We start from the raw sequence: 19283 nt of genomic DNA, 5'->3' as shown, positions 1-19283 counted from the left end.
TAAAATTCTGGGTTTTCCAGTTTTGCACTGTATACGAAAACATCGGACCCCCACAGGAGTCCGATGTTCCATTTGTTTTTTACCGCAAACCACCGCGCGGTTTACCTCTTCCCATGGCGGCCAGCGGCCCGCGGAATTCATTTCCGCCAAGTGCCTACGGCATCTTGGCTGCTTACAGCGCGACCGGCGACACGCGGCCAGCGACCTGCGATTATCACACATTCTTCATGAGATCTTCGACGTACTTCTTGATCTTTTCAATCTTTGCCTTCATTTCAGGCACTTTGGTAACGTCGCGCATTACGCGGCGAAGGACGCGTGCTTTGTAGTTGAAGTAGAATTTTTCCAGACCACGGAGTGCTTCGTTGAGTTCCTGCAGCGCCGGTTCCTTGAGGACCACTTTTGCCGGTTCGACATGCCATTCCGTGCCTTCGATAATAGCGGTATCTCCGTAATTCGGCACATAAGCTGCTGTTCCCAGCTCGGTCCGCAGCGTATCGGCAAACGAACGGGTTGCGTCATATTCACCGTGGACAACGAAGAACGCTTTCGGTTTTTTCTTCATGCCTTTGTAGAGCTTCAGCATCTGATCTCTGTCGGCGTGCGCAGAGAAACCGGTCATGTTATAAATCTTGGCACCGACGACGATGTCTTCACCCATAATCTTTACTTTGCGGGCGCCGTCAATCAGCCGGCGTCCCAAGCTGCCTTCCGCCTGATAGCCGGCGAAGATGACCGAGCTGTCCTTTCGCCACAGGTTATGTTTCAGATGGTGCAGGACACGGCCGGCATCGGCCATACCGGATGCGGAGATGATAATCATCGGGCTGGGCATCTCGTTGATGGCACGGGATTCCTGAGCTGTCTCGGTATAGTGCACATTCTTCATATTGATGAGCTTGCCGCCCTGACGCTGGAAAATGGTCTTTGCTTCTTCATCATATTCGTCCGGGTTCACCAGCATGACCTGCGTTGCTTTGATAGCCATCGGGCTATCGACCATGATGGGAACGGTCGGAAGCTGTCCGGACGACATCAGTTTCTGGAAATAGTAGAGCATGACCTGGGTACGGCCGACGGCGAAAGCAGGAATAATGACGTTGCCGCCGCGGGCCAGCGCTTCCTTCATGATATCGAGAAGCTCTTTTTCGCGGTCACCGATTTCGTGGAGCCTGTTGCCATAAGTCGATTCCGTAATGATGAAGTCAGCGCCGGAAATCTGATAAGGATCATCAAGAATCGGGACATTCGGCTGTCCGATATCGCCGGTAAAGATGATCTTGGTTTCCTTTCCGTTTTCATTGATCATCACATTGACGAGGGCGCTGCCCAGAATATGACCGGCCACGCGGAACCGGATGGTCACACCCGGCAGGATTTCCACATTCTCATCATAATCGTAAGTCACAAACTGTTTGAGTGCCAGGTAGGCATCATCCACCGTGTACAGTGGTTTTACTTCGGTACGGCCGGCACGCAGTCCTTTACGGGTAGCGATTTCGGCATCTTGTTCCTGAATATGGCCACAGTCAGGAAGCAGGATTTCGCACAATTCCTTGGTCACATGGGTGCAGTAAATCGGTCCCTTGTAGCCTTCTTTTACAAGCTTCGGCAAAAGGCCGCTGTGATCGACGTGAGCGTGGCTCAGCACTACGGCATCGATTTCACCGGGATTAAAATCAAATTCCCGGCGGTTCAGGTCGCGAATCAGCTTGGACCCCTGGAACATACCACAGTCCAGAAGAATTTTCTTGCCGTTGACTTCCAACATGTGGCAAGAACCAGTCACAATCTTATCGGCACCCAGGAATCTTATTTTCATGCGTCTCGCCCTCCTTGCGGTTTGGATGATTTTTACTGTGCAAATTATAGGACAACTGCTAAATCTTCGGGCATCCAAACATCTGGCAAATTTCTGAAAATTCTATATCTATATTATAGCATAAGTCGCTCTTCTTTCCTCCTTTCTGTCGAAAAATCTGCCCAATTTTATTCAGTTATGATACAATAAGAGAACCAGAGTGAGGAAACTGCGGCCTCCTTCGAGGCATATCATGATTTCCCCACAAGAAAGGATGATTCCAGCATGAAAAAACGTCTGCTGTTATCCCTGGTCGTCGGTTCCATGATTGCTTTCCCCGCTCCTTTTACCGGGGAAGCTGCTGAAACCCCGTCCTGGAGAACACATACAACCAGATACCATCAGGAACAGGCGCAAAAAGAACTTGAGCGTCAGGAAGCCCTGAAGGCAGCCGAAGAAGCACGCAAAAAAGCAGAAGCCGAAGCAGCCGCTCAGCCCATGTGGAGACGCTACATCACCAAAAATCGCAAGGCTCAGCAAGATACAGAAACGCAGGAAAAAGTGGATAGTACCACGTCTGCTGCACCCGAGGCTGAAACGAAGCCTGCTGTAAAAGAAGAACTGGTCAAAGAAACACAGGCAGCCGAGGAAACTAAGGCTGAACCGTCAGCCCTTGAAAAGTTCCGCGCCCGCGCCAACGCAAGAACTGCTGAAGAAACTCAGACGGAACCTCAGGAAGAAACGGATATAATTCCGCCTCCCATCCGGAAAGATCATATTCCGCCGGAAACAGTGACGGCGCCTGCTGCCCAGGAAATCGCGGCACCGGTTGAAACGGAAGAACCGAAGCAGTCTTCCGCCCTCGAAAAATTCCGTGCCCGCGCCCGTCAAAGAGCTGCTGAAGAAGCACAGACTGAGACGGATGTAACCCCGGCTCCTGCGGAGAAGGTGGAAACGCCGACAGAAACGACGGAAGAACCGAAACAGTCTTCTGCTCTCGAAAAATTCCGCGCCCGCGCCAACGCAAAGGGTACCGAGGCAGAACCGACTGCTAAAAAAGTAGATACTTCCCTGCAGAACGAATCGCTTCCCACCGTGCCGACCGATGCGGAAGCTACCTGGGAACTGGCGGCCTCCAACTCCCGTTACGAAGTTTCCTTTGATTCCCGCTCTCTGGAATATGACCAGAAGACCGGTATCATCACCGTCTGGAACAAGTGGCACCGCCGCGGCGGTAATGACATTTATCTCTATTCCCGCTACGATGTACGCCTGAAGACCTTCGCCGATCTGTACCGCGCCGAATACGGAGGTAAGGGCCACACGCTGCTCTCTGAGCACAGTGTCACCGACATTGCCTGGACTCCCCTTTCCCCGCACACGTTAGGTATGGAGCTCTGCTATGCGCTGAATACGTATCTGCTTAATAAGTAATAACAAAGAGACTGTGAGACAATGATTGTGCATTGTTTCACAGTCTTTTTTTCGTATTTCACCCATGGAATTTAAATTGTCAAAGCAATTTTGCGCTGAACTAAAAAACAGGATCCGTGAAGCAACAATTTCTTGCTGTTTCACGGCCCCTGTTATTTTTCTTTATCAGGATTTCTTAGCAGCTGCTACGAGCGCCTTGAAGAATTTCAGGCACGTATCGGGATCAGCAAATCCCTTCGGATCCTTCTTCAGCAGAACAACGTTCTTGATGTCGTTTTCCGGATGGAACTGAAGTCCTACGGCAAAGGTACGGCTCGGATCCTCAACGCCTTCAATGAGGCTGAGACCTTGATCTTCACATTCTGCCGTCTGGCCCAAATCCGTTCCCTTCACAGACAGGATGTTCTGATGATGCCACGAAGAAACGTTCTTGATCGTATCAGCGCCGACAATCTCGCGCAAATGAGAAGGCATCTTGAAGATATGAACATCGTGATGAGCATAGTCCCGATTCGGCGTTCCCACAGGCATACGGTGGATTTCCTTATAGGAAGTGACTCCATTAGCCTTGTAATAATCGGGGATGTCCTGGATGAGGCTTGCCCCATAGACGACACCCATCATCTGCTCACTGCGGCAGACGTTGAGAATGGGGATATTATGTGCCCGGCAATAAGCCTGGAGCGTATAATCGGAAACGTCACGCGCTGCATCGATAGCTTCGCCGTGATTCTTTTCTTTCTCGGGATTCTTGTATAAGGAAGGACTGATATCCGCGCCGCCGGTACCAAAGACACCGTCGACGCCCTGCATGACCGTTTCGACATTGGTGCGGGCAAAATCAGCTTTCTTGATTTTGTCGGCATAGGACTGTTTGAGCATACCGGAAGGCTCCAAATCAGCCTTATCGACAACGCCTGAAGCATCATACTTTACGTCCTCGCTGCGAATCTGGTCCAGTTCAACCGGGACGCCGCCTGCCATGGTGATAATCTTTCTGAAGGCTTCATAAGTCTTTGCCTGATTGGGTCCCTTCCAGGAAATCCCAATGACTGGCTTTCCGCCGACCATGGCATTGACCTGTTGGCCATAACCAATGGACAGTCCTACTGACAACACAGCAGCAACAAGTACGCGACTCCATTTTTTCATCATTACATTCCCTCCTGACAAAAATATTTCATATAAATTTTACCAAAAGGGATAAATACCCGCCAAAGATTTCGCTAAGCTTCATTTAATGGATATTATCTCTCAATAACATGTAAAGAATATGTAAACAAGTTATCAAATTTTCTTTTCATCAAACTAACCAGGAGTCTAAATTTCCCCTCTTTTATGTCCGAAAAGAAAAAAGCTGTGAAAAAAAGACCACTCATTTCTTCACAGCATCATGTATTTCATCATGCCTTCTTAAGCACGGACTCGGGTTCAATCCGGATCCGCTGCAGCGTATCGGTATCGACGCCCAGTACTTTCCGGAACGGAACATCGATAGGAATCACGGACAGTTCATCGGGCTGCAGATTCCTGACGACAGATTTCAGGAAACGGACAGATTCAGTGACGTCATGCCGCCAAAGCAGCATCTTAAGATTTACCACTCATTTTCTTACGTTTCGGCGTTATGAAAAACAGCTTCTTTTTCTATAATAAATGCAGGAAAAAGCTTAACAAGAAAGGAGCCTGTCCAGGGTGCTTTCCTTATGAAAGCATGTAAAACCATCATGAAAAAGAGAGTGCTCATTGCAGTGCTTTGTCTGATGACACTGCCTTTTACGGCCTGCGCCGGATTATCTTCTCAAAAAAGTACACCTGCTGCCTCCCCTAAACAGGAAGTCAAGGAGGAGACGGCAAAACCTGGTTCCAGCAGCACAAAGACCCATCTCCTGGGCGGTATTTCCCCCGAAGATGCCCTGGCCTATATGAAAAAGACGCCAAACCTCGTCATTGTCGAAGTCAATACGTCGGAATGGAAACTGAAGGAAGGCTTTACGGGAGCGCTGTGGATTCCTCACACGGAAATGGCACAGCGCTATGAAGAAATACCGAAAAACCGTCCGGTTCTGATCCACTGCGGAGGCGGCATCGTTTCCAAAGACGCTTATAAAGTGCTGCAGGAAAAGCGCCCGGATATTCCGGAACTCGGCTATATCGCCGGCGCGCCGCTCGTCCATGAGTACAACGAATGGCTGAAGAGTAAAAAGTAATAAAAACCGCCGTCCACTGACCTGCAAAAAAGGGACTTTGAAAAATGAAATCCTTTTCAAAGTCCCTTTTTATTACTTTTTGAACAATGCCTGAAATGCATAATACGGTATCCAAACTAACTATTTCACATTACAGGCCATCTGTATTATGATAGCACTAACAAAACAGAGAAAAACAAGGAGAAAAAGATGCGTAAAAAATTATTGGGAATTGCTGCCCTGCTTGTGGCAGTCTGTGCTCTCGCCTTCGCCTTTGTGCCGGGCCTGTCCTCACAGAGAAACGAAATCGTCCACAAGGCAAAATCTCTGGGCGCTCACTATAACCTTACAAATGAAGCAGATGTGGCCTACGTCCGCCAGATTATGACCAAGGACCCATCCACGTCCCGCACCATTATGTGGCAGTCCGAATATGAGGAAAACGGTTCCCTCGTGGAGTTTCGTAAAAAAGGTGCCTCTGAGGGAAGCTCCGTAGATGCAGAAAATACAACTTTTACGGATGATAAAGTAACCCGTTATCTGCATGTGGCACAGCTCACCGGTCTGGAACCGGGTACGGACTATGAATACCGTGTCGGTTATGGTGACAAGCGCAGTAACTGGTATCCGCTCCGGACGTTGAACAGCAGCACCTTTACGGCCCTCATTTTCCCGGACAGCCAGTCTGCCGACTATACCGGCTGGGATCATCTGGCCAAAAAGGCCTACAAGGATCATCCGGAAGCTTCCTTCTTTGTAAATATGGGAGATCTCGTCGATAACGGCGAGCAGCATTCCCAATGGGATGCCTGGTTTAATGCAGTTTCTCCCATGATTGAAGAAATTCCGGTCGCTCCCATTATGGGCAATCACGAAACGTACAACATGGATTGGAAAGTCCGTCGTCCGGAAGCGTTCCTGCATCTTTTTGAACTGCCTTCCGGCGACGCGGAACACTACAAGAATGAGTTCTATTCCTTTGATGTCGGCGACGTACATTTTGTCGTATTGAATACACAGCAAAACGAGCTGAATGATTGGGAGCCGAATCTCACAGAAGATCAGATTGCCTGGTTCCGCAAGGATATGGAAGCCTCTCAAAAGAAATGGAAAGTTGTGCTCATGCACAAAGATCCGCTGCAGTACTCCTTTGCCAAACGTCCGCAGCCTCGTCCCGAAGGATTTTCCGATGAAGGCCGCACGTGGATGCCGCTTTTTGACGAGTATCACGTTGACCTTGTACTTTCCGCCCATCTCCATACCTATCGCGACCGCGGCCACTTAAGGAATTTTGCCCGCAGCAGCGAAGGTCCCTACTACATTCTGACCGGCATTGCCGGCGACGTGCAGTACAAAGGCCTTTGGAAAACTCATGCTCTGGACGAATACGAAGCCCCGCAGCCGGAAGACCGCAATTACCTGGTCCTCGAAGCAACACCGGATAAATTAACGATCAATGGATATACGAAGACGGGAGAATTAATGCATACTTCGGTAGTGGAAAAATAAAAAAAGCACCTGGCCAAATAGAGCCCTCGACTTGTCTCGGACGTCTATTTGGCCATTTTTTATAGATCTGCAGCAAGCTGACTCACTGTTTTCTATGATCTATCTCAAGAATCCGTACAAGGTGGCTGCCCGCACGATTGTACTAACCACCAGCCACTAACCACTGTCCACTTTTATTACTTTGGCCAACTGCAGCTATCGGCTGCCTGCCAACTGCTATCTGCCAAAAACAGGCTGTGAAATAATGCACACGCATTATTTCACAGCCTGTTTTTTTACCTTAAGTATAGAATTAATCCTACCTGACACAGCACAATCAGCGGGACGCCTACCCGGAATTTCAGATGCTGCGTCTTATGACGAAAATATTTCATTCCTGTCATGGCGCCAAGACCGCCGCCGATGACTACAGTGAGAAGCAGCATGCTTTCCGGAATCCGCCACAGATGATGGGCAGCCTTGTACTTATCGATACCGTACAAAAAGAAAGCCACGACGTTGACTGCAAGTAAGTAGTAAATAAATAAATTAGAATTTACAAAATCCATTGTTTTGTCCCCGTCAGTTCTGCGCGTTCTTGATTCTCTCGCCGATTACGCGGGCCGCATAGACCCCGGACGCACTGGCCTGGGACAAACCGCGCGTAATGCCGGCGCCGTCGCCGATGGCAAAGAAGTTCGGCAGCTGCGTTTCGAGATTGCCGTCCAGTTCCAGACGGGAACTGTAAAATTTGACTTCCACACCGTAAAGCAGCGTGTCGTCGTTTGCCGTTCCCGGAGCCACCTTATCCAGGGCGTAAATCATTTCAATGATGTTGTCAAGATGACGTTTCGGCAGCACCAGGCTCAAGTCACCCGGTACAGCGTTCAGCGTAGGACGCAGGAAACTCTTGCTCAGACGATGCGCATTCGTGCGGCGGCCCTTGATAAGGTCCCCGAAGCGCTGTACGAGTACGCCGCCGCCCAGCATATTGGACAAGGACGCAATGTGTTTGCCGTATTTATGCGGTTCCTTGAACGGTTCGGTAAAGCGGTTGCTGACAAGCAGAGCAAAGTTCGTATTGCCGCTGTTCTTAGCCGGGTCACTGAAGCTGTGGCCGTTTACCGTAATGATGCCGTCCGTATTTTCGGCGACGACATAGCCATTCGGGTTCATGCAGAAGGTGCGGACGCGATCCCCATACTGTTTTGTCGTATAGACCAGCTTTGCTTCATACACTTCGTCGGTAATGTGTTCGAAGACCTGGGCCGGTACTTCGACGCGGACACCGATATCGACCTGGTTGTTCTTAAGAGACAGCCCCAGCTGCTTGCATTGATCCGAGAACCATTCGGCACCGGCACGGCCCGGAGCGGCAATCAAATAAGTACAATGGATTTTTTCATCCTGTCCCTTGATAGTGAGGTCATATTCATCGCCGTTTTTCTCAATCGATTCCACCTGGGTATCGCAGGCAATTTCAATGCCGTGTTCCAGGAGGAAGTGGTAAATGCTTGCCATCAGTTTCCGGTTGTTGTCCGTCCCCAGATGACGAACCTTGGCGTTCAAGAGGTGCAGGTCATGCCCCAGGGCAATTTTTCCGATGCGGCAGTTCTTTGTAGAAAATACTTCCCCCGGCGCCCCGTGACGGCAGTTGATCTGGTCCACATAATCGATCAAATCCATGACCGTCTGCCGCGGCAGATAGTCGCTCAGCCAGCCGCCAAACTCTGTCGTAAAGTTGTATTTACCGTCAGAGAAGGCACCGGCACCGCCAAACCCGCGCATAATGCTGCAGGGTACACAGCTCACACATTGTTTGACTTTACCGGCAATAATCGGGCAGTTCCGGAACTCAATGGAATGTCCTTCTTCAATGATCATGACTTTTACATCGGGATATTTCAAAGCGAATTCGTAAGCCGCGTAAATTGCGGCCGGACCTCCGCCGATAATTGCTACATCTACATTTTTGCTCACTTCTTGAACACCTCTTTGTCGTTCACCGTATTGAAAATAATCGAGGAAATCTGATTCATGGTCTTGCGCGTCTCTTCCGGACGCAGTGCCTTATCCGTCATCATCACAAGGATATATTTTTCATTGCCATACACAATCCCCGCCGCATTAAGAACACGGCCGTGATCGACAGAAAGCTGGGCCAGCTTCAGGTTCCTTGGCAGCAGCGCCCCCATGAGATGACGGTCATCCTGCTGTTCAAAAAGAGAAAGCAGATAAAGATCCTGCTTCTGATCTATCAGCTGACCTGCATAAAGTTTACTTAAAAGAGCTACTGTATCGTTGACGGAAGTATAACTGATTTCAGGTTCCTTTTCCGGCTCTTTATCCTTTTTAGCTTCCGGCTTTTTCTCTTTGTCACCTTCAGGATTTTCGGGAATCCCTCTGGGCAGTACTTCATCCGTATTTTCAAAATCCTTGCTGCTAAGGTACGTATCAGCAAATCCCTTATCCAAAAGGTACTTGTTGATCACGTCGCGCCCGGCAAGGGCCACCAGTTTGCTCATGGCCGTCTGGTCATTCTGCAGCATCATGGCTTCCAGAAGACGCTGGATGGTCACCTTGCTGCCTTCGGCCATTTTTGACATGACAGGGCTGGCGGGCAGTTTTTCACTTTCCTTTACCGTCTCCGTATCCGTCAGTTTCAGCTCTCCATCCTTGACCTGCTGCAATACGGCAGCGGCAACGTACGGACGGATGAGACCCCCGGCCGGCATCTTACCGGAAAAGTTATAGAAGACCTCACCTGTATCCAGGGACTTGTAGTACACAGAACAGGAAGCCCCTGACTGGGCAATCACGTTATTCAAGAAGGCATAAGGCAGCTTCGTGTCCTTATCGTGCACAATCTTTGATTCCTCTATTTGTTTCTGCTGGGCAATGTACTTCGGACTTGTATGAAGCAAGTGGAAAGAGACGCCCCCTACCAGAAGCAGAATTGTCAGGAACAGGAGAATTCGTTTGTTGATGCTCATAAAATATCCATAACCCTCCGATTGATTCTAAGCCACCGTTCCCGCTCTTTGCGGTCCGGCAATATGGATTCCACAGCCTTCCAGAAAAGGCGATTATGGGATTTATTTTGAATATGGCACAGCTCATGGACCACTACGTAATCCACGGCCTCCACGCTGCAAAAAACAAGACGCCAGTTAAAACCGAGCTCGTTTTTATAGTTGCAGTACCCCCAGCGCGACTTGCCGTTAGCCAGTTTAATCGGCGGTACCGGCAGCTGCAGACGGGCCGCGTAAAATTTGACCCGGTCCTCAAGCAGCACAAGAAGATACCTCCCCAGCCACTGAGCAAGGGAGTTCAATGTCGCCCCTCGGGGAATACAGAGACTGTCCCCTACAAGCTGAATCGAACCGACATTGGCAAAATGCAGCGAGCAGGGACGCCCCAGGAGCGGGAACGTGAACCCTTCTGTCAAAGTAATGGGAGATAAGCGTTTTTTCTCCCGGCGCACCCGTTCCTGATGAGTCAGGATCCACTGCGCTTTTTCCGCTACAAAATGGTCAATCTGGATTTGCGGCATGTAGAGCGGAGCTCTGACAATCAGTTCGGCATCTTTATTGATTTCTAGTGAAAGTGTCCGGCGCCTTGTCCGGATCAGCTGGTCAATTTTTAACATAACGGTATTATTATATCATATTGATTGTGAGAATGTGAAAAAAGTGAGAACGACACAAGCGAGCGATGACTGTCCCTATTCGTTAATCTGCTCTTTATCTTCGGCCTTATTTTCATCACCGCGAGGTTTGACTTCAATGACAATTTCTTCGACTCTGTGCGCATTGGCCTTCGTAACCGTCACGTGGAGGTTGCCGCAGTCAAAGGTGGCCCCCTTCTGCGGAATGTCTCCCAGGGAATCGAGCACCCAGCCGCTGATGGAATCATTTTCCAGGTGATAGTCGGTAATATCGAGGTCGAGGAATTTAAACAGATCAAACAGATTGGCATTCTGCGAATTGGAACTGCAGTTGACGACATACGTATTCTGAGCAATTTTCTGGAAAGACGACGTAAATTTATCGTGTTCATCCCAGATTTCACCGACCAGCTCTTCCACGATATCTTCCGTCGTGACAAGACCGTCAATGGTACCGTAGCTGTCCACCACGATAGCCATTTCCACCTTGGATTCCTGCAGAGATTCCAGCACTTTGGCAATCTTTGTGGAAGTATGCACGAACACGACTTTTTTAAGCACCGTCTGCAAATCAAAATCCGGATCTTTCAGATAGGCCGCATAAAAATCCTTTGCATGCAGCGCTCCGATGACCTCGTTGTAATCATCCTTAAAGACAGGCAGACGCGAAAATCCCTGCGTCGAAAAAACAGCAAGCGCAGCCTTATTGCCTTCGGCAATGTCAATGCCGCGAATAGCCACGCGGGGCGTCATGATTTCGCGGACGCGGATATCGCTGAATTCAATAGCCGATTTGATGCGCTGGCTGTCGCGCTTTTTGATATCGCCGCCTTTTTCGACTTCGTCCACCATGAGCAGCAGCTCTTCCTCATTGGCCGTACGAGCCAGCTTCTTTTTGCCCAAATGGTCCATGACCTTGCGAATGAGTTGGAAGAAGACGGTAAGCGGCGTCAGCAGGAAAACAAGAGCAGACAGGAAAGAGGAACAAGCCATAGCAAATTTTTCCGGCTGATCCTTAGCCAGGCTCTTCGGCAGGATTTCGCCGAAAATCAGGATAATGACCGTCGTTACGGCCGTCGCCACCGCAAGCCCGGACGTGCCCATATACACGGTACACACGGCTGTGGCAAGCGATGCCGTAGCGATATTGACAATGTTGTTGCCCACAAGAATCGTCGTCAGCGCCTTATCAAAACGACTCAGAAGCCGCAGCACGGTATTAGCCCGCTTCTCGCCGTTCTTGGCAAGATTCTTGAGGCGCAGCTTGTTGCTGCCCGTAAGTGCCGTCTCCGAAGCGGAGAAAAAGGCAGACAACGAGACAAAGACAACGAGAATCACGGTCAAAAGGCCCGACGATATGTGAAAATCATTCATATACTTTCATTACTCCTTAAAAAAACGGTTTCCCTTCAGATTGCTGCAAAAATAGAAGCCCGCCGCAGGCTCCTGTGCAGTGCGAAACCGTATAATCGTGAAAAAGGCCGCTGCGTGGTGCAGCAGCCATTTTTCCAATTATTTTCTTTCTCCGCGCAGAATTGCCTTGAAAATAGTCCCCACCACGATGATGGACAGGGAAATGAGCAGTACTGCCATCCACTCCCTGGGAAGCAGCGGACGTACCCGCAGGATTCTGCCGCCAATCAGTGTCATGATAACCTGAATGACGATGATCATGATATTGATCTGCAGGAAGCCTTTGTTGGCACCTAGATGTTCAAAGATATTGATGGAATCCACACGAACGTTAAAGGCATTGAAGACAGCCATAAATACGTAAGTGCAGAAATAACCTGTGTAGAGGTAAATATGATGGGGTCCCGGACGAAACAAGTGCCACAACGGTTCCCACAGGAAGAATAGCAGGCTGAGGAACGTCATATAACCGCCGCCTATCAGAATCTTGATGAACATAGGACGGCTGACAATCGGAGCACTGCGGCTCTTCGGCGCTTCGTTCAAGTATTCGGGAAGGGCCGGTTCGCCGCCGAACGCCAGGGCTGCCAGCGTATCCATGATGAGGTTGATCCACAGGATCTGGATCACTGTCAGCGGATGCTCAATACCAATGAAAGGTGCAATGAGGTTAACCGCAACCGCCGAGAAGTTGATGCTCAGCTGGAAGACGATGAACTTGCAGATGGAATTGTAAATCGTACGGCCGTACAGAATGGCCTGTTTGATGCTGAGGAAGTTATCATCCAGGATGACAATGTCCCCGGCTTCTTTCGCGACTTCCGTACCGCTGCCCATAGCAAAGCCGACATCGGCTTTCTTGAGGGCCGGCGAATCATTGACACCGTCGCCGGTCATGCCGACGACAAGGCCCATCTCCTGGGCAATGCGCACGAGGCGCGATTTATCCGTCGGAAGGGCTCTGGCAACCACACGAAGGTGACTGATCTGCTTTTTGATGTCACCGTCACTCATCTGGGAAAGTTCATCGCTCGTCCATACGATATCATCGGGTTCCCTCAGGATTCCTGCGTCCTTGGCAATTGCCATGGCCGTTTCTCTCCGGTCGCCCGTAATCATAACAACCTGGATACCGGCGCGGTGCACCTCTGCAATCGCTTTCACCGACTCCGGACGGACATCGTCGCGGATGCCCAGGATACCGATCAGCGTGAGACCGTTGCCCGGAACCTTATCCCCGGCAATCATGCCGGCACGGGAAAATAACCCGAGCATGCGGATGGACTTTTCGGCAAAGCCCAGCATCGTAGCATCAAGGGAACGCTTCATATCTGCCGTAAAAGGCTGCTTTTTACCTGCATTGTCATAATAAGTTTCTGTTGCCGGAAGCAGTTTTTCCGGAGCCCCCTTGATAAGACATAAATCTACGTCATCCCCGACCACATGAGCCCAGGAGTACTTGTTGGTACTATTAAACGGCACGAAATACTCCCGCGTCAGCGGCAGGTCCATCGTAAAATCACCCAGATAACGGCTGAGAGCAGTTTCCGTCATATTGCCGCCGATAATCCGACCGTCACTCACCGTGGCAGACGTATTCATCAGGCAGTTGGCGTAGGTCACGTTCCGAATCGGTTCCGGCAAATCGGTAAAATTCGTATACACCTTGCCGTCACCGGTCACGAACGTCGTGACTTCCAGCTTGCCCTTGGTAATGGTTCCTGTCTTATCCGTAAAGAGGATGTTCAAACTGCCGGCTGTTTCGATACCGACAAGCTTCCGGACGAGGACGTTATCGTGCAGCATTTTCTTCATATTGAGAGAAGAAACAAGTGCCACCATGAGCGGAAGTCCTTCCGGCACTGCCATGACAATAATGATGACGCCGAGAATGATACTTTCCATCAAGTCGTGCAGCACCAGCGTACCGTTTGACATGTAAAACTCAAAGCTCGGTGCCATAAGGATCTTGTGCAGCATGAGCGCCAGGGCAATCAGAACACCGCCGGTATAACCAAGACGGCTGATGATCGCAGCAAGAACAGAAAGTTTATGCTTCAGCGGGCTCGGCCGCTCGTTGCTCTTGAGTTCCTGCGTCAGCTTGCCATACACAGAATGGTCGCCGACCGCTTCTACGTGCATGACACCTTCCCCTTCGAGCACCACGGAACCGCGGTACACAAAATGAGGATTGAGGAAATCCACCTTGGCCATATCAAGGATCTGGCCTTCTTCCGGCGGCCGTTTAGTGGCTTCTTCACTTTCACCGTTCAGCACGGACTGGTCCACTTTAATATAGCCATCGAGCAGAAAACCATCGGCAGGAATACGGTCCCCAGCCTGCAGAATCACGGCATCGCCGCGCACGATTTCCTGGATTCCGATTTCCTGTGGCTTACCGTCACGGATGACCTTGCAGACGATGCGCGATGCCTCTTCCTGTAATTTCTGGAAAGCAGACTCATTGGAATACTCCGAGTACGTACTGACCAATGTTGCGACCATAATAGCAAGAAAAATGCCGATGGTTTCAAGCCAATCCGCATTGCCCGTAGCAGCAAACACCACATTGATGAGCAGCGCTACAATCAAGATGCGGATCATAGGATCTTTCAAATTGTCCTTGAACTTATCCCACAGCGTCTCCTGCGCCGGCTTAGAAAGTTCATTATAGCCAAACCGCTTACCGGAAGCTTCCGCTTCTTTTGTGGTCAGTCCCAAAATCTCTTTTTTCAACAATAAGTCTCTCCCTTCTTCACATATGGGAATATTATAACATGGATTATTTCACACTTCAAAGAAAGTTAATCTTATTTTGTAACATTTTTGTAGAATTTACGAAGTGAATTTGCCAAAAGAGTTACGTTTTAATACCAATTTTCGAACAAAAAGAGCCCGCTGCCAGATCAAATTCGGTCGTGGAGGGCTCTTTGGAAATCTCTTTCATAAAAATTATCCTTGCGTAAGCAGGAGAGGCAGGCAGAGTTTAGCAAGCCCCAGGAAGATGAAGAAACCACAGACATCCGTAAAGGTCGTGATGAAAATGCTGGAAGCCACGGCCGGATCCGCATGGAGGGCCTTGAGGACTACCGGCACTACGTAACCGACGAAGGCAGCGATCATCAAGTTGCAGATCATTGCGATAAAGATGATGATACCAAGATACACATTGTGATACATGACTGTCACCACGGCCCCGGCGATACAGCCGTTGATGATGCCGTTGATACAGCCGACACAAACGTTTTTGATAATCCGCTTTTTATTATCCTTCAGAGTAATATCCCCCATGGCAATACCGCGGATGACGACGGATAACGTCTGGGTCGCCGCGTTGCCGCCCATGCCGGCTACAATCGGCATGGCTGCTGCCAAGGCTACAACCTGGGAAATCGTATCTTCAAACATGGAAACCGTAGCGGAAGCAAGGAAAGCAGTGACCAGATTGATCAGGAGCCACGGAAGACGCATCTTAACGGACTCGACAATGGTGCTGTCGACGTCTTCTTCCTTATTGACACCGCCTAATTTTAAGATATCTTCGGTATTTTCTTCTTCGATGACATCGATGATATCGTCGACCGTAATAATACCAATGATACCTTTTCTCTTGTTGACAACAGGAATGGCGTGCAGGTCGTATTTAGATACGATACGGGCAACGTCTTCCTGGTCCGTCTCCGGTTCCACGGAAATGACGTTATCTTCCATGATATCCTGGAGCTTGTCATAGTTCTTGGCAACAAGCAGTTCCCGCAGGGACACCGTTCCGATGAGCTGCTTCTTTTCGTTCGTAATATAAAGGATGTTGATTTCTTCCGTGCGCGGTGCAATTTCCTTTACTTTTTCCAGAGCCTGGCTGACCGTCAGGGTGCTGCGCATCGAAATATATTCGGTGGTCATGATACCGCCGGCGCTCGTCTCCGGATAGCCTAAGAGGTTCCGGATGACTGTCTGGTCACTCGTCTTCATCAGACGGACCAGGTCTTTGCGGCGGTTAGCCGGCATATTGCCGAGGATATCGACGATATCGTCCTTGGACATGTGCTGGAACACACCGAGGATACGGTCGATATCGAGGAGATTCATGATGCGGACCTGAAGGTCTTCATCGGCCTGTTCGATGATGTCAGCCATCTGCTCGGCAGAAATAAGCTGGTTGAGGAAGAGGATATCGCTGTCTGTCACTTCTTCCAGGGCAATAGCAATATCTATCGGGTGGGCTTCCTCCAAGAGTTCTGAAACAGCTTTCTCGTCACGCCGTCCCAGAGCAGATGTCAGTTCATTTTCGACTTGTTCTTCGAGCTGTTCCTGCTTTTCTTCATCCTGGGCCTTGATTTCTTTTTCTTCTTCCATGCGAAGCCCTCCCCTTTCTTCCAGGAAACACACCTGCCTCCGGCAGCTTTCTTTACTGCGCTTCCCTTGATATTTTATTTTCCCGGACGGAAATCTTTCGTATAGGGAAAATAAGTGATACTCACCTCGTCCCGGCCGCTCCTCCGGACGGAACGACGATAACAGCTATATTTTCCGGGACAATCAGCGCTTGCTGAGCACGACATCATCCGAGGAGACCCAGCCGACAGCACCGTCAAAACGAATGACGAGGTTGTAGGTCTTGGCTTCCTCCAAATTGCGGGACTGGTTGATAGGCACAAACAGGGTTCCTTTCGGATAGAATCCCAGCGTCAGTGCACCTTTGTTCGGTTCAGCATAAAAAGGCGTGTTATCGTGAACCGTAGACATGACGATGCGGGATTCATGATACCGCTGTTCCGTCGACATAGCGTCAGCCGGATGAGATCCCAGGGTAAAGCTCAGAGTCTGGCCTGCCACAAGGGCTGCTGCCAGCATAGTAAACAATTTTTTCATTGTCATTTTTTATTCCCTCACTTTTATTAAACAATCTGGAACAGATAAAATTTCAAGTAATCCGTTTCGGGCACGGAATAAAGGATCGGATGATCCGGTGCCTGCTGCCTTCCTTCAATTTGACGCAGCGATACGGAAGCATCGTGTGCTGCTTCTTTGAGCATCTTGACAAAAAGGTCTTCGCGCATAAAGTGCGAGCAGGAACAAGTAGCCAGATAGCCGCCGCGCGGCAGCAGTTTCATGGCCCGGAAGTTGATGTCCTTATAACCGCGGAATGCGTTTTTCACGGTCTGACCGGATTTGGTAAAAGCAGGCGGATCCAGAATGATAAAATCAAAAGGATGCTGCTTTTTGCTTTCGAGATCAGTCAGGTAATCAAACACATTTGCCTTGACCGTTGTAATCACCTTTTCAAAACCGTTCAGAGCAATATTTTCCTTTGCCTGGCGCAGGGCCTCCTCGGAAATATCGACAGCCGTCACGGAAGCTGCCCCACCCTTTGCCGCGTTGAGGGCAAAGGCACCCGTATGGGTGAAGCAGTCGAGCACCTTTTTGCCCGCTGCAATGCGTGCCACAGCCAGGCGATTATATTTCTGGTCGAGGAAATACCCCGTTTTCTGTCCATCCACGACATTGACGTGATACTTCAGGCCATTTTCCACAATCGTCGGGTGAAGGTCTTTTTCCGTCAGCGAGCTGCCTTCCACCGCGGCAATACCCTTATTTTCCGTCATGCCCTCGAGCTCACGGATTTTAACATCGTTGCGTTCGTAGATGCCTTTGATGTTCTCGCCCATTTCGCGCAGAATCTTGAGAAGCAGCGTAAAAATCTCTTCTTTGCGCTGCTCGATACCAAGGCTCAGGACCTGGGCCACCAGCACATCTTCAAAGCGGTCCACCGTAAGACCCGGGAATCCGTCCGCTTCGCCAAAGATCAGGCGGCAGCAGCGAAAATCCGGTCCGGGCATTACCGTTTTCCGGTAATCGACGGCGTAGCGCAGCCGTCTTTCAAAAAACGCCGCGTCAAACTTATCGTTAGCGTTCATCGAAATAATGCGGATGCGAATCTTGGAATGATCGTTGATAAAACCGGTGCCGATGTATTTGCCCTTTTCACTGACCACATCGACCAGATCCCCGTTTGCATAGGGACCGTCGAGCTGTTCCACTTCGTCGGCAAATACCCATGGATGACCGCCGCGGGCCATTTTTTCGCCTTTTTTCGTGATAGTTGCTCTTGTATATTCACGCATGATGCTCTTCCTTTATGATTTCTCAAATATGTAATTATTGTACCATACCAAAGGCTATTATTCACTTAAGAGATGGTAAATTTTACAAGAAAATAAAAATAGAAGCAAAAGTGGTTAGTGAGAAGTAGTTAGTACAATCGTGCGGCCAGATTATCAGGTAAAACCTGAGGCAGTTTGCAGGCAGCAGATAGCCGTTAGCAGCAGATAGCGAACCTCCGGGTAGGAAAAAAAGCTGCCGAAACCAGCCTGTTAAAGGTTAAAGTTTCGACAGCTTATCAGCTCTATTTCAAAGTATGCTCATAAATGGCTCAGTGATTTTATAATACCGTTTCCAAATGAACGGTCACTTCTGCAAAGAGGGTCGCTTTGCCGCTGATGTAGGTACGGTCACCGGCATAACGGCAGTACAGTTCACCGCCGCGCTTGGAAGCCTGGAAGGCTTTAATATCATTTTTGCCCATCTTCTTTGCCCAGTAAGGAATGACGTGACAGTGCGCCCGGCCGCAGACCGGATCTTCGTAAACGCCGCACTTTGGAGCAAAGGTTCTCGTCACGCAGTCATAGTCCTTACCTGGAGCGGTGATATGGAAACAGACGCCGTCCAGTTTGGCAATCACTTCCTGGTTCGGTACTACGCTGCGCACCTCGTCTTCATTATCGAGAACGCAGAGCATATCATCACCAAGGTACACTTCCTTCGGCTTTACGCCGATAGCCTTTACGAAATCTTCCGTGATTTCCACGGGCTTCAGCGTATTGGACGGGAAGTCCAGCGTAAAGAGGTCTCCGTCTTTGGTTACCGTCAAAAGACCGCTCAAAGTGTCAAATTCGACTTTACTGCATTCCGGTTTCAGGATTGTCATAATCACGAAAGCCGTGGCCAGTGTGGCATGGCCGCAAAGCTCAATCTCCGCAGCCGGCGTAAACCAGCGCAGATGGTAGCGGTCTCCGCCCTCACATACGGCGAAAGCAGTTTCGGAGAAATTATTTTCAGCAGTCATTTTCTTCATGATATCTTCCGGGAGCCATTCATCAAGAATGCAGACGGCAGCCTGATTGCCGGCAAACACGGTATCCGAAAAAGCATCGACGTTATATTGTTTGATGATTTTTTTCATGGGTAAAACCTCCTGTCCTTCACTTGACTCTATTGTACCCGTATGCCA

At 49.7% G+C, this 19283-nt stretch carries 16 protein-coding genes; 3 read left to right on the top strand and 13 right to left on the bottom strand.

The annotated features are described in order from the left end of the window. Window positions 1-214: 214 nt before the first annotated feature. Window positions 215-1822 (bottom strand): MBL fold metallo-hydrolase, encoded by a 1608-nt coding sequence (locus tag LKE33_07280; protein ID MCH3950718.1) that lies wholly within the window; start codon window positions 1820-1822, stop codon window positions 215-217. Window positions 1823-2086: 264 nt separating this feature from the next. On the opposite strand from LKE33_07280, the gene LKE33_07275 reads away from it, so the two are divergent. After that, window positions 2087-3235 (top strand): hypothetical protein, encoded by a 1149-nt coding sequence (locus LKE33_07275; protein MCH3950717.1) that lies wholly within the window; start codon window positions 2087-2089, stop codon window positions 3233-3235. A gap of 165 nt (window positions 3236-3400) precedes the next feature. Here LKE33_07275 and LKE33_07270 read toward each other — a convergent pair whose 3' ends face one another. Both LKE33_07270 and LKE33_07265 read right to left on the bottom strand, forming a co-directional pair. Next, window positions 3401-4390, bottom strand: a complete 990-nt coding sequence (locus LKE33_07270; protein ID MCH3950716.1) for a gamma-glutamyl-gamma-aminobutyrate hydrolase family protein — start codon at window positions 4388-4390, stop codon at window positions 3401-3403. A 248-nt stretch (window positions 4391-4638) separates the two neighbouring features. Then, a complete protein-coding gene (locus tag LKE33_07265; GenBank protein ID MCH3950715.1) occupies window positions 4639-4824 on the bottom strand; it encodes a hypothetical protein in 186 nt (61 codons plus the stop codon). Between the two features lie 117 nt (window positions 4825-4941). Between LKE33_07265 and LKE33_07260 the strand changes: the two genes are divergently transcribed. Both LKE33_07260 and LKE33_07255 read left to right on the top strand, forming a co-directional pair. After that, window positions 4942-5445, top strand: a complete 504-nt coding sequence (locus LKE33_07260) for a hypothetical protein (GenBank protein MCH3950714.1) — start codon at window positions 4942-4944, stop codon at window positions 5443-5445. A 189-nt stretch (window positions 5446-5634) separates the two neighbouring features. Further along, window positions 5635-6933 (top strand): metallophosphoesterase family protein, encoded by a 1299-nt coding sequence (locus tag LKE33_07255; protein ID MCH3950713.1) that lies wholly within the window; start codon window positions 5635-5637, stop codon window positions 6931-6933. A 275-nt stretch (window positions 6934-7208) separates the two neighbouring features. Here the strand turns inward: LKE33_07255 and LKE33_07250 are convergent, their stop codons facing one another. From LKE33_07250 to LKE33_07205, 10 genes are all read right to left on the bottom strand, one after another. Next, window positions 7209-7481, bottom strand: a complete 273-nt coding sequence (locus LKE33_07250; GenBank protein ID MCH3950712.1) for a DUF1294 domain-containing protein — start codon at window positions 7479-7481, stop codon at window positions 7209-7211. Window positions 7482-7494: 13 nt separating this feature from the next. Beyond that, the gene (locus LKE33_07245) at window positions 7495-8892 is read right to left on the bottom strand and encodes an NAD(P)/FAD-dependent oxidoreductase (GenBank protein MCH3950711.1); all 1398 of its coding nucleotides are present in this window, start codon (window positions 8890-8892) and stop codon (window positions 7495-7497) included. Next, on the bottom strand, window positions 8889-9905 hold the full coding sequence (locus LKE33_07240) for a class A beta-lactamase-related serine hydrolase (protein MCH3950710.1): 1017 nt from the start codon (window positions 9903-9905) through the stop codon (window positions 8889-8891). The genes LKE33_07245 and LKE33_07240 overlap by 4 nt, the downstream gene beginning before the upstream one ends. Beyond that, the gene (locus LKE33_07235) at window positions 9902-10561 is read right to left on the bottom strand and encodes a M48 family metallopeptidase (protein MCH3950709.1); all 660 of its coding nucleotides are present in this window, start codon (window positions 10559-10561) and stop codon (window positions 9902-9904) included. The genes LKE33_07240 and LKE33_07235 overlap by 4 nt, the downstream gene beginning before the upstream one ends. A 75-nt stretch (window positions 10562-10636) precedes the next feature. Then, a complete protein-coding gene (locus LKE33_07230; protein ID MCH3950708.1) occupies window positions 10637-11953 on the bottom strand; it encodes a hemolysin family protein in 1317 nt (438 codons plus the stop codon). Window positions 11954-12091: 138 nt separating this feature from the next. After that, window positions 12092-14728: a calcium-translocating P-type ATPase, PMCA-type gene (locus LKE33_07225; GenBank protein MCH3950707.1), complete on the bottom strand. Its 2637-nt coding sequence runs from the start codon at window positions 14726-14728 to the stop codon at window positions 12092-12094. A gap of 216 nt (window positions 14729-14944) precedes the next feature. Next, window positions 14945-16348 (bottom strand): magnesium transporter, encoded by a 1404-nt coding sequence (gene mgtE / locus LKE33_07220; GenBank protein MCH3950706.1) that lies wholly within the window; start codon window positions 16346-16348, stop codon window positions 14945-14947. 183 nt (window positions 16349-16531) lie between these two features. Then, complete coding sequence (locus tag LKE33_07215) at window positions 16532-16870, bottom strand: hypothetical protein (GenBank protein ID MCH3950705.1); 339 nt, start codon at window positions 16868-16870, stop codon at window positions 16532-16534. A 20-nt stretch (window positions 16871-16890) separates the two neighbouring features. Further along, a complete protein-coding gene (locus LKE33_07210; GenBank protein ID MCH3950704.1) occupies window positions 16891-18117 on the bottom strand; it encodes a class I SAM-dependent rRNA methyltransferase in 1227 nt (408 codons plus the stop codon). A gap of 317 nt (window positions 18118-18434) precedes the next feature. Then, the gene (locus tag LKE33_07205) at window positions 18435-19235 is read right to left on the bottom strand and encodes a PhzF family phenazine biosynthesis protein (protein ID MCH3950703.1); all 801 of its coding nucleotides are present in this window, start codon (window positions 19233-19235) and stop codon (window positions 18435-18437) included. Between the last annotated feature and the right edge of the window lie 48 nt (window positions 19236-19283).

This window comes from Acidaminococcus sp., assembly GCA_022482815.1.
Lineage (GTDB): Bacteria > Bacillota > Negativicutes > Acidaminococcales > Acidaminococcaceae > Acidaminococcus.
The sequence above is the reverse complement of the archived record's forward strand: the minus strand, read 5'-3'. Positions and strand labels throughout refer to the sequence as shown.

Excerpts from the sequence above, each read along its gene's own strand:
- LKE33_07210 (MCH3950704.1), bottom strand. The coding sequence starts at position 18,117 with ATGCGTGAATATACAAGAGCAACTATCACGAAAAAAGGCGAAAAAATG.
- LKE33_07280 (MCH3950718.1), bottom strand. The coding sequence starts at position 1,822 with ATGAAAATAAGATTCCTGGGTGCCGATAAGATTGTGACTGGTTCTTGC.
- LKE33_07240 (MCH3950710.1), bottom strand. The coding sequence starts at position 9,905 with ATGAGCATCAACAAACGAATTCTCCTGTTCCTGACAATTCTGCTTCTG.
- mgtE (MCH3950706.1), bottom strand. The coding sequence starts at position 16,348 with ATGGAAGAAGAAAAAGAAATCAAGGCCCAGGATGAAGAAAAGCAGGAA.
- LKE33_07255 (MCH3950713.1), top strand. The coding sequence starts at position 5,635 with ATGCGTAAAAAATTATTGGGAATTGCTGCCCTGCTTGTGGCAGTCTGT.
- LKE33_07275 (MCH3950717.1), top strand. The coding sequence starts at position 2,087 with ATGAAAAAACGTCTGCTGTTATCCCTGGTCGTCGGTTCCATGATTGCT.
- LKE33_07205 (MCH3950703.1), bottom strand. The coding sequence starts at position 19,235 with ATGAAAAAAATCATCAAACAATATAACGTCGATGCTTTTTCGGATACC.
- LKE33_07235 (MCH3950709.1), bottom strand. The coding sequence starts at position 10,561 with ATGTTAAAAATTGACCAGCTGATCCGGACAAGGCGCCGGACACTTTCA.
- LKE33_07250 (MCH3950712.1), bottom strand. The coding sequence starts at position 7,481 with ATGGATTTTGTAAATTCTAATTTATTTATTTACTACTTACTTGCAGTC.
- LKE33_07260 (MCH3950714.1), top strand. The coding sequence starts at position 4,942 with ATGAAAGCATGTAAAACCATCATGAAAAAGAGAGTGCTCATTGCAGTG.
- LKE33_07215 (MCH3950705.1), bottom strand. The coding sequence starts at position 16,870 with ATGACAATGAAAAAATTGTTTACTATGCTGGCAGCAGCCCTTGTGGCA.
- LKE33_07230 (MCH3950708.1), bottom strand. The coding sequence starts at position 11,953 with ATGAATGATTTTCACATATCGTCGGGCCTTTTGACCGTGATTCTCGTT.
- LKE33_07265 (MCH3950715.1), bottom strand. The coding sequence starts at position 4,824 with ATGCTGCTTTGGCGGCATGACGTCACTGAATCTGTCCGTTTCCTGAAA.
- LKE33_07270 (MCH3950716.1), bottom strand. The coding sequence starts at position 4,390 with ATGATGAAAAAATGGAGTCGCGTACTTGTTGCTGCTGTGTTGTCAGTA.